The 14,109-nt window shown below is 42.2% G+C and carries 16 protein-coding genes; 12 read left to right on the top strand and 4 right to left on the bottom strand.

The features are described 5' to 3' along the window. Positions 1-57: 57 nt before the first annotated feature. From D2U88_RS12140 to D2U88_RS12120, 5 genes are all read left to right on the top strand, one after another. On the top strand, positions 58-477 hold the full coding sequence (locus D2U88_RS12140) for a hypothetical protein (protein ID WP_147378584.1): 420 nt from the start codon (positions 58-60) through the stop codon (positions 475-477). Between the two features lie 54 nt (positions 478-531). After that, positions 532-1,572: a quinone-dependent dihydroorotate dehydrogenase gene (locus D2U88_RS12135; RefSeq protein ID WP_119640832.1), complete on the top strand. Its 1,041-nt coding sequence runs from the start codon at positions 532-534 to the stop codon at positions 1,570-1,572. Positions 1,573-1,575: 3 nt separating this feature from the next. Further along, positions 1,576-2,235, top strand: a complete 660-nt coding sequence (locus D2U88_RS12130; RefSeq protein WP_119640831.1) for a LysE family translocator — start codon at positions 1,576-1,578, stop codon at positions 2,233-2,235. A 20-nt stretch (positions 2,236-2,255) separates the two neighbouring features. Beyond that, positions 2,256-3,119 (top strand): hydroxymethylglutaryl-CoA lyase, encoded by an 864-nt coding sequence (locus tag D2U88_RS12125; RefSeq protein ID WP_119640830.1) that lies wholly within the window; start codon positions 2,256-2,258, stop codon positions 3,117-3,119. Between the two features lie 79 nt (positions 3,120-3,198). Continuing rightward, the gene (locus tag D2U88_RS12120; protein ID WP_119640829.1) at positions 3,199-3,699 is read left to right on the top strand and encodes a hypothetical protein; all 501 of its coding nucleotides are present in this window, start codon (positions 3,199-3,201) and stop codon (positions 3,697-3,699) included. A 6-nt stretch (positions 3,700-3,705) separates the two neighbouring features. Here D2U88_RS12120 and D2U88_RS12115 read toward each other — a convergent pair whose 3' ends face one another. Further along, complete coding sequence (locus D2U88_RS12115) at positions 3,706-4,056, bottom strand: DUF6686 family protein (RefSeq protein WP_119640828.1); 351 nt, start codon at positions 4,054-4,056, stop codon at positions 3,706-3,708. 157 nt (positions 4,057-4,213) lie between these two features. Between D2U88_RS12115 and guaB the strand changes: the two genes are divergently transcribed. Together guaB and D2U88_RS12105 are read left to right on the top strand one after the other, a co-directional pair. After that, positions 4,214-5,686: an IMP dehydrogenase gene (guaB, locus tag D2U88_RS12110; RefSeq protein ID WP_119640827.1), complete on the top strand. Its 1,473-nt coding sequence runs from the start codon at positions 4,214-4,216 to the stop codon at positions 5,684-5,686. Positions 5,687-5,761: 75 nt separating this feature from the next. Next, on the top strand, positions 5,762-7,921 hold the full coding sequence (locus D2U88_RS12105; RefSeq protein WP_119640826.1) for an autotransporter outer membrane beta-barrel domain-containing protein: 2,160 nt from the start codon (positions 5,762-5,764) through the stop codon (positions 7,919-7,921). Positions 7,922-7,926: 5 nt separating this feature from the next. On the opposite strand, the gene D2U88_RS12100 is transcribed toward D2U88_RS12105, so the two are convergent. From D2U88_RS12100 to lysA, 3 genes are all read right to left on the bottom strand, one after another. Next, complete coding sequence (locus D2U88_RS12100) at positions 7,927-8,442, bottom strand: thioredoxin family protein (RefSeq protein WP_119640825.1); 516 nt, start codon at positions 8,440-8,442, stop codon at positions 7,927-7,929. Positions 8,443-8,512: 70 nt separating this feature from the next. Then, entirely contained in the window at positions 8,513-8,926 is a 414-nt protein-coding gene (locus D2U88_RS12095) for a DUF3995 domain-containing protein (protein WP_119640824.1), read from the bottom strand. Between the two features lies 1 nt (position 8,927). After that, the gene (gene lysA / locus D2U88_RS12090; RefSeq protein ID WP_119640823.1) at positions 8,928-10,166 is read right to left on the bottom strand and encodes a diaminopimelate decarboxylase; all 1,239 of its coding nucleotides are present in this window, start codon (positions 10,164-10,166) and stop codon (positions 8,928-8,930) included. Positions 10,167-10,334: 168 nt separating this feature from the next. Between lysA and D2U88_RS12085 the strand changes: the two genes are divergently transcribed. The 5 genes from D2U88_RS12085 (at position 10,335) to D2U88_RS12065 (ending at position 14,018) form a co-directional block, all read left to right on the top strand. Further along, on the top strand, positions 10,335-10,973 hold the full coding sequence (locus D2U88_RS12085; RefSeq protein ID WP_119640822.1) for an LON peptidase substrate-binding domain-containing protein: 639 nt from the start codon (positions 10,335-10,337) through the stop codon (positions 10,971-10,973). 107 nt (positions 10,974-11,080) lie between these two features. After that, positions 11,081-12,274: an ADP-forming succinate--CoA ligase subunit beta gene (gene sucC / locus D2U88_RS12080; RefSeq protein ID WP_119640821.1), complete on the top strand. Its 1,194-nt coding sequence runs from the start codon at positions 11,081-11,083 to the stop codon at positions 12,272-12,274. A gap of 347 nt (positions 12,275-12,621) precedes the next feature. Further along, positions 12,622-12,957 (top strand): hypothetical protein, encoded by a 336-nt coding sequence (locus D2U88_RS12075; RefSeq protein ID WP_147378583.1) that lies wholly within the window; start codon positions 12,622-12,624, stop codon positions 12,955-12,957. Positions 12,958-13,074: 117 nt separating this feature from the next. Continuing rightward, entirely contained in the window at positions 13,075-13,476 is a 402-nt protein-coding gene (locus tag D2U88_RS12070; protein ID WP_119640910.1) for a TerB family tellurite resistance protein, read from the top strand. Positions 13,477-13,592: 116 nt separating this feature from the next. Next, the gene (locus D2U88_RS12065) at positions 13,593-14,018 is read left to right on the top strand and encodes an Hsp20/alpha crystallin family protein (protein ID WP_119640819.1); all 426 of its coding nucleotides are present in this window, start codon (positions 13,593-13,595) and stop codon (positions 14,016-14,018) included. The last annotated feature ends 91 nt before the right edge of the window (positions 14,019-14,109 follow it).

Genomic DNA, 14,109 nt, shown 5'->3' with positions numbered 1-14,109 from the left:
TTTGAATTTCCAACGGATTAAAAAAGTATCTTTCCCTATCATTTAAATCAACCTTCATTGAAGCCAATTTGTTTGATTTCTTTCCTCTTGTTGTGTTTTTCGGGTACTGCCCAAATGGAATGTATGCTGGGTGTGGGCGGAAAGGACAACGAGACGATTATCAAGGTGTTTGAACTCAGTGAGGAGCAACAGGAGAACCTTAAGAACTGGAGTGCGGAACTTAAAGTGCGAAATGACCTGTTGAGGGACAAGGCCCAATACCTGATGAAGAAAAACGAGGAGAGTTCCCCAGAGGTGTTGATTACGGTTTCACAGGAATACAAAATCATTTTGGATAGCATGAAACAGAATATCCGCATGATGGATAAACGCTTGTTGGGCACCTTCAACGAAGCGCAATACGAGCGGTATACGAAACTATGCAACCAGATGACCTTGCGTCCTATCTACGTAAACAGGTCTGTTGACGAAAATTGAAGGAATTACAACAATCCATAGCAAGAGTTTTTATTTTTGTCCAAAATCTTTTTGATGTACAAAATCCTTATCCGACCCATCCTTTTTTTGTTCGATCCAGAAACGGCACACCACTTTTCTTTTTGGGCCATCAGGATTTTTTCAAGCTTGGGTCTGGGCTTTCTTTTTAGGAAAACCTTCGTCTTGAACGATCCCAAGCTCGAGCGTGAACTTTTTGGGTTGAAATTCAAGAATCCAGTGGGATTGGCGGCCGGATTTGACAAGGATGCCAAATTGTACAACGAGTTCTCGGATTTTGGTTTTGGTTTTGTGGAAATCGGGACGGTTACACCCAAGCCCCAACCGGGTAATCCTCGAAAAAGATTGTTTCGTTTGGTGCAGGACAAAGCCATTATCAATCGCATGGGCTTTAACAACAAAGGGGTTTTTGAAGCCGCCGAACAACTAAAAAAGAAGCATAGGGTGTTAATCGGCGGAAACATTGGAAAGAACAAGGTGACTCCCAATGCAGATGCCATCAAGGACTATCTCATCTGTTTTGAAGCCTTGTTTGAACACGTGGATTATTTTGTGGTGAACGTGAGTTCACCCAATACACCAGGGCTTAGGGAACTTCAGGATAAGGAGCCCTTGACCAATCTGTTGAAAAAGCTGAGGAGCCAGAATACGAAGCTGTCCAAAAAACTCAAGCGGAAGGAGAAACCCATCCTGTTGAAAATAGCTCCGGATCTAACGGATGATCAACTCATGGATATCATCGACATTGTAAAGGTTACGAATATTGAAGGCATCATTGCCACAAATACCACCATTGAACGCAAGGATTTAAAAACCCATCTGATCCTGACCGAAGAGAAGGGTGGTCTTAGCGGTAAACCCTTGACCAAAAGAAGCACGGAAGTCATCCGGTTTCTGTCTGAAAAAAGCAATAAGGCCTTTCCGATCATTGGTGTGGGCGGAATCCATTCTGCTGAAGATGCATTGGAGAAATTGGATGCCGGGGCCGATTTGGTCCAGCTCTACACTGGGTTTATCTACGAGGGTCCAGCACTTATTAAAAAAATCAACAGGGCCATTTTAGACCGGATGCAATAGATCATGCACAGCTTATTTTTGCACAGTGAGGAAACCATACATTACCCTATTCTGATCGGGTTTGTGGTGTCTTCATTGGCCTTGGCCCTTTCCCCTGGGCCGGACAATATTTTTGTGCTGACCCAAAGTATTTCCAATGGGGTAAAATCAGGATTGGCCACGGTTTATGGCTTGGTGTCGGGTTGTTTGGTGCACACCACTTTGCTGGCTTTTGGTGTTTCGGAGATTATCAAACGGAGCGATACTTTGTTCTTTGCCATCAAACTTTTTGGGGCCTTGTATCTGTTGTTTTTGGCCTATAAAGTGTATCGAAGCGATGCATCCATCCTATTGAACAAGGAAAAGACTCCTGCCAAATCCACAAAAAAATTGTTCATGACCGGTTTCACCATGAACGTTCTCAATCCAAAGGTCACCATCTTTTTCCTGGCCTTTTTTCCTGGGTTTTTGTTCAGTGATACATTGAACACCGTATTTCAATTTTATGTTCTGGGGTTACTGTTCATGCTTTGTGCCTTGATCGTATTCAGCCTTCTTGCCGTTTTGGCGGGGAGTATTTCCAAATATTTAACGACCCATAACAAGGCAGGATTCTATTTGAAATGGGTGCAGATCGTGGTTTTTGTTGGCATCGCCATTTATCTGATCTTATCGGATAAATAGTGCTATTTTTACGTTTGCCTATGTCAAAGATCAAACTCATAGAATGTCCACGGGACGCCATGCAGGGAATCAAGACCTTTATCCCCACAGATGAAAAAGTGAGGTATATCCAAGCTTTGTTGGGTTGTGGTTTTGATACGATTGATTTTGGAAGTTTTGTCTCGCCCAAGGCCATTCCACAAATGCAGGACACCGCAGAGGTTTTGGCCAAGCTGGACCTTTCCCGCACCAAGAGTAAACTATTGGCCATTGTGGCCAATATTCGGGGTGCGGAAGATGCCTGTGAACATCAGGCGATTGACTATTTGGGCTTTCCTTTTTCCATTTCGGAGAACTTTCAGATGCGGAACACCCATAAGACCATAGCCCAATCTGTGGAAACCCTGAAGGGAATTTTGGAACTGGCCCATGCACACGACAAAAAAGTGGTCACGTATATTTCCATGGGTTTTGGGAACCCGTATGGCGACCCGTGGAATGTGGGGATTGTGGGGGAATGGACAGAAAGGTTGGCCGACATGGGAATCCATATTTTGTCTCTGTCAGATACGATTGGAAGTTCCACACCGGAAGTGATCGACTACCTTTTTTCCAATTTGATTCCTACATATCCTAATATCGAGTTTGGGGCGCATTTACACACCACTCCTACCAAATGGTATGAAAAGGTGGATGCGGCTTACAAAGCAGGTTGCCGTCGTTTTGATGGTGCGGTTCAAGGTTTTGGAGGTTGCCCTATGGCCAAGGATGAACTGACGGGGAATATGCCCACTGAAAAAATGCTTTCCTATTTTACGTCCCAAAAGGCAGATACAGGTGTAAACTGGATGGTTTTTGAAGCCGCCTACAATAAGGCTACCGAATTGTTTTCGGTCTATCATTGACCTTAGGGTTGAAGAATCCATTCCATTTATTTATATCGATTCTAAATTAATTATCTTTGGGGCCTAAATGATTTTTAGGATGACGTACAACGGATTATTGGCCACTTTTCCCAAAGAGATCAGACTCTTCATTGCCACTTTTGTGGTGATCCTTTCCATAGGGTATTTTACCGGATTGCTTTTTATAAAACATACCGAGGCCACATCACCTGATGGTATCGAGGAAAATTACTTGGGTAACGAGGAAGATGAGGAGGCAGCGGTGATGAAGTTTAAAAAAGGGGATAGGGAGATGCTCACCACGGTACATACCCATATTTTGTCCATGTCGTTCATCTTTTTTTTGTTGGGTGCATTGGTGTGGATGACCCACGCACCTAAAAAATGGAAACTCTTTTTGACCATTGAACCGTTTTTGTCCGTAATCCTCACCTTTGGTGGAATTTATTTGATGTGGTCAGGAATCGGTTGGTTCAAATATGTAGTAATCGTTTCAGGAATTTTGATGACGGTTTGTTTTACAGGAGCTGCCAGTTTAGTGCTTTGGCAATGTATCAGCCCAGCAAGGTTGAAGGATTGATTTTCCTCAATTCTCAATAAACTGATAATCGATATCCTGAAAATTCAAATAGGCAATTCCAGACTCTTCGAAGGAAAGTAATCCCAATAATTCCTGTATTTCTTCCCGGTTGACCAGTATGATAAAATGTTTTTTGCCTACAGAAATAGGAATTTTTCTTTGATGTGCCCAATGCTGCAAGTGGTTTTCCCAATAATTAAGATCCAATTGACCTATGTATTCCTTCAAGGCATCCAACTCCCACTCATACAATTCAAAGCAGAGGTTGTTGAACAACAATTGAAACAGTTTCGTATGGTTGCAAAAAGTCAGGACTCCGTTTTTGGATCGGTTCAAAACGTTCAAAGAATGGCACATAATAAAGATTTGTACCCTAAAGATATAAATAAATTAGAATGATTCTAAATAAAGACTAGAAAATATGAAATTGGGCCATAGAAAATCTCTATCTGGATTGCAGGCTGAAATCAATTAAAATAGTGGTATATTTGCACGCAATTAATCCGTAATTGCAATGGAAGCCCACCTAAACAAAATTGTTGGCGAAGGACTAACCTATGATGACGTTCTTCTTGTGCCCGCATATTCCGAAGTACTTCCCCGAGAAGTCAATATCCAATCCAAATTCACTAGAAATATCACTATTAATGTGCCTATTGTTTCTGCGGCGATGGATACCGTGACCGAATCCCGAATGGCCATTGCCATGGCCCAAGAGGGGGGCATTGGGGTGTTGCACAAGAACATGACCATTGAGCAGCAAGCCCTAAAGGTTCGTAAGGTAAAACGTGCAGAAAGTGGCATGATCATGGATCCTGTAACGCTTCCTTTGGATTCCAAGGTTAGGGATGCTAAGGCTAGTATGAAGGAATTCAGCATAGGGGGAATCCCGATTGTGGATGCCAATAAAAAATTGATTGGGATCGTGACCAACCGCGACCTTCGCTTTGAAAAGGACGACGACCGTCCTATCTCCGAAGTCATGACTTCCGAAAATTTAGTGACCGTTGGTGAGGGAACCTCCTTGGAGCAGGCCGAGGTTATTTTGCAGGAAAATAAAATTGAGAAGCTTCCGGTGGTCAACGACAAGTATGAACTGATCGGATTGATCACTTTTCGTGATATCACCAAGCTCACCCAAAAACCCATTGCCAATAAGGACCAATATGGTAGGCTACGGGTTGCCGCTGCTATTGGCGTTACCGCCGATGCCGTAAAAAGGGCCGGAGCACTGGTTGAGGCCGGTGTGGATGCCATCATTATTGATACGGCACACGGGCACACCAAAGGTGTGGTGGGTATTTTGAAAGAAGTAAAAAAATCATTCCCTCAGTTGGAAGTGGTTGTGGGTAACATTGCCACTGCCGAAGCTGCCAAATATTTGGTGGAAGCAGGTGCCGATGCTGTTAAGGTAGGTATCGGACCAGGTTCCATTTGTACCACCCGTGTGGTAGCCGGCGTCGGTTTTCCACAGTTTTCCGCTGTGTTGGAAGTGGCCGCTGCCATCAAAGGAAGCGGGGTGCCCGTTATCGCCGATGGTGGAATCCGCTATACCGGTGATATTCCAAAGGCCATTGCTGCTGGCGCCGATACAGTGATGTTGGGATCATTGTTGGCAGGGACCAAAGAATCTCCAGGTGAAACCATTATCTATGAAGGCAGAAAGTTCAAATCGTACCGTGGTATGGGTTCTGTGGAAGCCATGAAAGAGGGGAGCAAGGATCGTTATTTTCAGGATGTGGAAGATGATATCAAGAAATTGGTTCCGGAAGGTATCGTGGGCCGAGTTCCTTACAAAGGAGATCTATACGAAAGCATGCACCAATTTATTGGTGGTCTGCGAGCTGGTATGGGCTACTGCGGTGCCAAGGATATTGCTACTTTGAAGGAAACAGGACGATTTGTAAAAATAACTTCCAGCGGTATCCATGAAAGCCATCCGCATAACGTAACCATCACCAAAGAAAGTCCGAATTATAGTAGGTAAATTTTCTCTAATCGAAATTGTGTTGTTTTTCTGACTAAGGTTGTCTATCCTTGTAAAAGCTAATTCAACCTATTTATGTTCCGAAAAGTTACCCTTTCAATTTTTGTGCTATTTGTTTTATTTTCCTGTAGCAGTGATTCAGCAGGCGAAGAAGAACCTACAGCGGTTGTTAAACTACCTACGGTAAATTCAGTATCTGCCATTTCGATAACAGACATTTCTGCAGTAGTTGGGGGAAATGTTACCAGTGATGGTGGTGCTTCTGTTTCGGCAAGAGGTGTTGCTTGGGGAGTTTCCTCGAACCCTACTGTGGCAGGAACCAAGACGACAAATGGAACGGGAACAGGTGAGTTCAGTGCCTCATTGTCTGGTTTGCAAAAAAACACCCAGTATTATTTCAGGGCTTATGCTATCAATTCTAAAGGAACTGCCTATGGTAGTGAAATTACATTTACCACGAATGCTTCCTTGGCCGAATTGACTACCAAGGCTGTTACTGAAATTACGGAAAATTCAGCACAAAGCGGAGGAGAGATAGTAGCTGATGGAGGAAAAGCCATCACTTCGAGAGGCATATGTTGGAGTACAACAACCAACCCGACCATTGATGATAATAAGACCGTTGATGGCGAGGGAGTTGGTTCATTTGACAGTGCCATGTCTAATTTGCTGGCGGATACAGAATATTTTGTTAGAGCCTATGCGACAAATTCTGAGGGTACGGTTTATGGAAACGAATTGTCATTTATAACTTCAGCAGAAGTTGACAAGATTTATGAAGGTGATATAATTTTAAGGACCCAGCAAGAGGTGGATGATTTCGGGGTTAATAATTATATTGAGGTTACTGGAATGGTTTCCATTGGTGTTGGAGGAGCAAATGATATTTCCAACGTGGATGCCCTATCGGATCTCAAATCCATAGGAAAAGACTTGATAATCTATGACAATGACAATCTTGGGAATTTGGATGGTCTTTCAAATCTCACATCCATACAAGGTGATTTAACAATTAATTTCAATGATGTCTTCACCAATATTGATGGATTGGGAAATTTGATTTCTGTGACAGGCGATATAGAAATAGCTGGTAATGATTCACTTCAAAATATTCAGGGGCTTTCAAATCTGGAATCTCTTGGAGGCGGATTTAGCATACGAACAAATAATGTTTTGTCCTCTCTAAATGGTTTTCCTGGTTTAACGGCCATGAATGGAAGTTTAACGGTTCAGGGAAATGGTTCATTGACAAATTTGGATGGTCTGGAATCGACTGTATCGGTAAATGGAAATTTAATAATTAGTAACGAACCTCAATTAACAAATATAGATGGTATAGCAAATGTTGCCACGGTTGATAATCTTCTTATAAACAATACGGGTATCACTGTGCTCAACAATCTAAATGTTTTGGAAAGTGTACAGAATGATCTAAGGTTGACAGCTAATAGTCAATTATCGAGTATCCAAGGTTTTTCAAGTTTGACTTCGGTGGAGGGTATTTATATACAGAGTAATGCTTTATTAGAGTCAATTTCAGGATTTGATGGAATCATTTCACTGGAAGGAGATCTCTTTATTAAAGCAAATAGCTCCCTGTACGATATAACTGCCTTCCCATACCTCACCGGTGTTTCCGGTAGTGTTGATTTGAGTGCCAATAAAATGACCAATCTGCAATTTATGTCAAGTGTAACAGCTATAGAAGGAGGGCTTTATATTAATTATTCTGAGACCTTACTTTTCTTAACAGGTTTGGAGAATCTAACTGAAATAGGTGGTGCATTAATTCTTGAATCAGTCCCACTTATTAATATCAATGTATTTGATAGCCTAATTACGTTAGGTGGATTGACTATAAACAATAATCAGTATTTACAAAATATTGAATTTCCAGTTTTAACAGAGGTGAAGGGAAATGTTTCGATAATGAACAACCTTGACCAATTCTTTAATTTGGATACAACATGGAATATTGACACCATAGGTGGTAATTTGATTATTTATCAGAATAATCCGAGTATGGCAAATTTTGGGTTGCTTAATCTTAATGCTTTTCAGAATTTGGCCTCAGTCAATGGGAATATTGAAATAACCAATAATGTTAATCTTAGTGATTATTGCAGCTTACAATCACTTGTGGTTGATGGCGGATTAATAGGCAATTTTACGGCAGTTGGAAATGATTACAATCCTACGGCCCAAAATATCATTGACGGGAACTGTAGTAATTGATAATGCTACTTCCCAGCATAGCTTTGCCAGTCCTTGTCCTTGTAGATGTTGTCGCCAAAGTATTTGGCAATTTGCATAAAGGGTTCCACTTTTTGGTATCCGGGAACTGGGGATAACATGTTCATCTCCTCGTCCAGAAATACCACGGTGGGATAACTCAACTGGCCTTGTAAAAGGGCAGCGGCCAATTCATGGTAGCCATTTCTTCCGGAAGGGACAAACTTGAAGGTTTTGCCTTTGTATTCAATGGGATCTTTACCCTCTGCGTCCAATTTTACCATATAAAAGTTGGCCTGCATGTATTTGGATACATCGGGATGTTGGAACGTGTCCTTGTCCATTTTTTTGCACCATCCGCACCAATCGGTGTACACATCGATGAACATTTTCTTGGGTTTTGCGTCGGTTTGGGAAAGCTTAACAGCTTCATCCCAACTTAGCCATTTTATATCTTGGGCGTTGGTCTGCAGTCCAACAAGAAGAAGAAAAAACAAACTGATTTGGGTAAATGTCTTGCGCATGATTTCTTAATTATGAACGTTTTGTCGTTCCATCCATACAAAGCTAACGAAAATTGTGCCAAAAAAGTATTCAGGACCAGAGCTCCAACACAAATATCAAAATGGATACAAGCAAGGCCAAAGGCGAGTAATATTGGCTGTCCATCCGGGCAAAACGGGTTGTTCTCATTTTTTTGAAGAATCCCAGGTATTTGAAATCGCCCAAAGCCCTTAAAAGAAAGATGAAGCCAATAGCTGCGGAAGCATAGGTTAGCTCTCCATGTTCCATAAAATCGATGGCTTTGTTAAGGTAAACTAATGCAAAAAGACTCAAGAACAGTCCCACAAGAACGGTTCCCAACTTGCCCGGTTTAAAGAGAAACTTGCCATTTTCCTTCGTGGGTAGCACCACGGAAGGATCCTTGATGCCGAAAATCGCCCAATAAAAATGGAGTCCGGCCAAAAAGATAAAAATAATGGAAAGCAACAGGGCTATAGTGCCCATTCTAGTTTACGGTTTCTTTCTTGGGTGCTTCAAATAGCGATTTAACATCTACTTGGTTCCTTAAAATATCATCAAAGGTTTCGCGCTCGCGAATCAAATGGCCTTTGCCTTTGTACCACAAAACTTCAGCAGGCCGATATCTGGAATTGTAATTGCTTGCCATGGTGAAGCAATAAGCACCTGCATTTTTAAAGCACAGAATATCCCCTTCGGAAATTTCATTGATGCGTCGGTTGCTTCCAAAAGTATCGGTTTCACAGATATACCCAACAACAGAGTAGTAACGCTCTCTGCCATTTGGGTTGGAAATGTTGATGATCTCATGACTGGAGCCGTACAGCATCGGACGGATCAAATGGTTGAATCCGGAATCCACACTGGCGAACACCGTGGAGGTGGTCTGTTTTACCACATTCACTTTGGCGAGGAAGAACCCAGCTTCGCTTACCAAAAACTTCCCAGGCTCAAAGGCTAGGGTCAGATCCCTGCCATAAACTTTACAAAATTCGTTGAACCTTGCCGATAATTTTTTACCTAATTCCTCAATGTTGGTCTGGATGTCACCTTCTTTATAAGGTACTTTAAATCCGCTTCCAAAATCGATAAACTCCAGGTCCTTGAAGTTTTTAGCAGTCTCGAAAAGAATTTCAGAGGCATAAAGGAATACATCAATATCCAAAATATCGCTACCGGTATGCATGTGGATGCCATTGATGTTCATCTTGGTCAAGTCCACAATGCGCAACAAATGCGGAATTTGATGAATGCTGATACCGAATTTCGAATCGATGTGCCCTACGGAAATCTTGGAGTTCCCTCCGGCCATCACGTGGGGGTTGATACGGATACAAACTGGAATGTCGGGGTGTTTGCTTCCGAACTGTTCCAAAATGGAAAGGTTGTCGATGTTCACCTGCACACCCAAGGCGGCAGCGGCTTCAATTTCTTCCAATGAAACACCATTTGGCGTAAAAATGATGGATTCGGGTTTGAAACCGGCCAATAGCCCCAATTTTACTTCTTGGATGGAAACCGTATCAAGCCCACTTCCCAAACTGTTCATGAACCTTAGGATACTGATATTGGACAAGGCCTTCGCTGCATAGTTCAATCGTAGGCTGGGTACTTCCTTAAAAGCATTGGTAAGCCTGTTGAACTGCGATGCAATTTTATCCGCATCATAAACATATAGTGGGGCACCGTATTGGTCAACCAGTTTCAATAAATCCTTGGAATTCATGCTATATCCGTCTTTAATGGACAAATCTAAAGTAAGTCCTTGGGTTATACAAGAACAAAAAACATATTTTATATATTTATAACAAAATGTTTGAATTGCAACAATCCTTTTCTAGAGAACTGTTTGCGGCTTTGCTTGGGACATTGTACTTTTAGACAAACCACAACCATGAAGCTGCCATTATTTCCATTGCAATCCGTTTTCTACCCTGGTGAGACCGTACCACTACATATTTTCGAAGATCGGTACAAACAATTGATCCATGATTGCAGAAAAGAGGCCTTGACGTTTGGGATCCCCGTTTTTATCAATAATTCCATTTCCTACGGTACCGAAGTGCAATTGGTGGAGGTGGTCACTACCTACAATTCTGGGGAAATGGATGTGGTCTGTGTGGCCAGACAGGTGTTTAAGATACTGAGTTTTGAAAAGCAAATGGAAGGCAAATTATACGCTGGGGGAGATGTGGAATTTTTGGAAATGGAGAACGATGCCGACGACAATCTCAGGAAAGAGGTAATCCAAAAAGTGGAAATGTTATACGATTTGATGGATGTCCCTTTCACCCAGACGTCGCCCAAACAGTTCAACAGTTATTCGTTGGCGCACAAAATGGGACTTTCTTTTGAACAGGAATACGAACTCCTGCTGATGACCAAAGAAACCGACCGATTGCATTTTATCAAGGCCCATTTGGAATCGACTACCAATATTTTGAACGAGGTCAACCGCACCAAAACCGTTATAGAAATGAACGGACATTTCAAAAATTTCGACCCTTTGGACTTTCAGGATTTTAAGCCTTGAGTTCCGACAGTGAAAAAGCACGGAATAATTGGCAATAATTCCATAATACCTTCAATTTCTCCGTAGTGTTTTCTATTTTTGTCGGCAAACAAAAGTAAAATTCACAGATGAATCTTCACGAATATCAAGGAAAAGAGATTTTGGCCAGTTTTGGGGTCAGGATCCAGCGAGGTATTGTTGCCCGCAACGCCAAGGAAGCGGTAGAGGCCGCGAAACAACTTACACAGGAAACCGGAACCGGATGGCACGTGATCAAAGCACAGGTGCATGCTGGTGGCCGTGGTAAGGGCGGCGGTGTAAAACTTGCCAAAAACTTGAAGGAAGTGGAGGAATTGGCAGGTAGTATCATCGGGATGAACCTGATAACCCCGCAAACATCTGCCGAAGGTAAAAAAGTTCACCAGGTTTTGGTGGCCGAGGATGTATATTATCCAGGCGATAGCGAAACCAATGAATTTTATATGTCCGTGCTTTTGAACAGGGGTACCGGCAGGAACATGGTGATGTATTCCACCGAAGGGGGTATGGATATTGAAGAGGTGGCCGAAAAGACCCCTCATTTGATCTTTACCGAGGAAATTGACCCAGGATTGGGCTTGTTGCCCTTCCAGGCCAGAAGGATTGCCTTCAACTTAGGTTTGTCCGGTACGGCTTTCAAGGAGATGGTGAAATTTGTTTCCAACTTGTACAAAGCATACGAACAGAGTGATGCCAGCTTGTTTGAGATTAACCCGGTTTTGAAAACTTCGGACGATAAGATCATGGCGGTGGACGCCAAGGTGACCATCGACGATAATGCACTGTATAGAAGAAAGGCCTATGCAGAAATGCGAGACCTTAGGGAGGAAAACCCTATTGAGGTTGAAGCAAGGGAAGTAGGTTTGAACTATGTGGATTTGGATGGAAACGTGGGTTGTATGGTAAACGGTGCCGGGTTGGCCATGGCCACCATGGACTTGATCAAGATGGCAGGTGGTGAGCCGGCCAACTTCTTGGACGTGGGTGGTACCGCCGATGCCAAAAGGGTAGAGGAAGCCTTCCGTATCATCTTGAAAGATCCCAACGTAAAAGCAATCTTAATCAATATTTTTGGAGGAATCGTTCGTTGTGACCGTGTGGCTCAAGGTGTGGTGGATGCCTATAAGAATATGGGCGATGCCATTAAGGTGCCCATCATTGTGCGTTTGCAAGGCACCAATGCCGAATTGGCAAAAGAGATCATCGATAATTCTGGATTGGCCGTGCATTCAGCGGTACAGTTCCAAGAGGCTGCTGATAAAGTGAAAGAGGTTTTGGCATAAGACACCAAAAATTAAAATAGACAAGGGCAACGTTTTCTTAACGTTGCCCTTTTTTGTTTTCCTGGAATAGGGAAAGAAGACAAAATCATTTTTTGTTCTATTTCAGAAATGGTTTGCAAGGTTATTGGTCCTTTCTTAATTCGGCTGCAGAGTTTTCATAATTGTTCGGATTTTCTTCAAAATCTTCAATATTAGGACATCGTTACACGAGTTAAACATTGGTTAAATCATGCATTTGTGTAACATTTCGATTTTTTTACCGTCTTATATTTGTAGTGTCTTTAAAACAGAAACGTTTTTTTGACAAATCATTAAAATCATTCATCAATACATCAAAAAACAAAATCATGAGAAAAATTAAAATTGCATCCGTAGCTTTTATGTTGTTCGCCACATTGGGCGCATTCGCCAACAAAGGCAACAATGAACTTCCAGAAAAGAGCTTGTCCTCTCAAATTTATGAAATGTTGAAGCAGAATAACTTCGAGCTTCAATACAACGAGTTGACAGCTGATGTACGTTTCACCATCAACCAAAATGGGGAAATGGTAGTACTTTCCGTGGAAACCAAAAATGAGGTTTTGGAAAAATTTGTAAAAAGCAGATTGAACTACCAAAAAGTGGAATCTGGAAAACCCGTAGAGGGCAAAATCTATACGGTTGCCGTAAGAATTACCGCGTAATTGACGGAGATTGTTTGAGTTAGTTAGAAAGCCTTGATATGATCAAGGCTTTTTTTATGCACTAAAACCATGGTTTTTGAGTTATGTATAAGGAAGCAAGCCCCAAAACCAAACCAAATGGGAACCTACGAAGAAAAACTGAGCATCCTTTCGGAGATGATCGCCTTTGCCAGGGTGGATCATTCGATGAAACGGTCCGAATATGAGTTCCTGCTCAAGGTGGCCTCCAATTTAGGGATCGATAAGGAAACGTTCGATGGACTTTTAAAACATCGCTCCCCTAAAATAACCCTGAAGTCCCAAGCAGAACGTATTGTGCAGTTCCACAGGTTGTTGCTGTTGATGAACATTGATCGCGAACAACACAAAAGTGAGGTCAATACCCTTTACAATATAGGACTTAAGATGGGGCTTCCGCCCGTTGCCATTGGTCAGGTCCTTGAGGTGATGCACCGCTATCCCGACAACGTGGTCCCTCCTGATGTGCTCATCGATATCTTCAAGGCGCACTACAATTAATGCCAAAATGACATTATTTTCCCCTGTATTCATGTCATAAAGACATGTTTTGGGTATTGGTACACCATTTGTCTAGTACTAGGTGATTTAAATGTTTAACTAAAAATTGAATCGCCATGAGTATAGTAAAAAGAAACAACCTGTTTTTTCCATCCCTGATGAACGATTTTATGGGTCCTGATTGGTTTGGTGGAACAGAGAAGTGGAATGCTTCCGTTCCCGCTGTCAACATAAAGGACAATACCGAAAATTTTGAATTGGAACTGGCTGTTCCAGGTATGAAAAAGGATGATTTCACCGTGGAAATTGATAAAGATGTGTTGACCATTTCCAGTGAACTGCAAACCGAAAACGAAGAAAACAAGGAAAATTACACCCGAAAAGAGTTTTCATACACCTCTTTTAGAAGGGCCTTCACCTTACCTGAAACCGTTGATGGTTCTAAAATCGATGCGAAATACGAATATGGAATTTTGAAATTGACCTTGCCCAAAAAGCAAGAAGCATTACCAAAACCAAAACGTTTGATTGAAATCGCATAAGAAATTGAAGACACCAACTATAGGTGTTTCATGATGGTTGGATTAGTTGGTTAGTTTGTTGGCGCGCCCCTACAGCAATGTTCGGGGCGCG

The sequence above is a fragment of the Flagellimonas aequoris genome (genome assembly GCF_003584165.1).
Lineage (GTDB): Bacteria > Bacteroidota > Bacteroidia > Flavobacteriales > Flavobacteriaceae > Flagellimonas > Flagellimonas aequoris.
The sequence above is the reverse complement of the archived record's forward strand: the minus strand, read 5'-3'. Positions and strand labels throughout refer to the sequence as shown.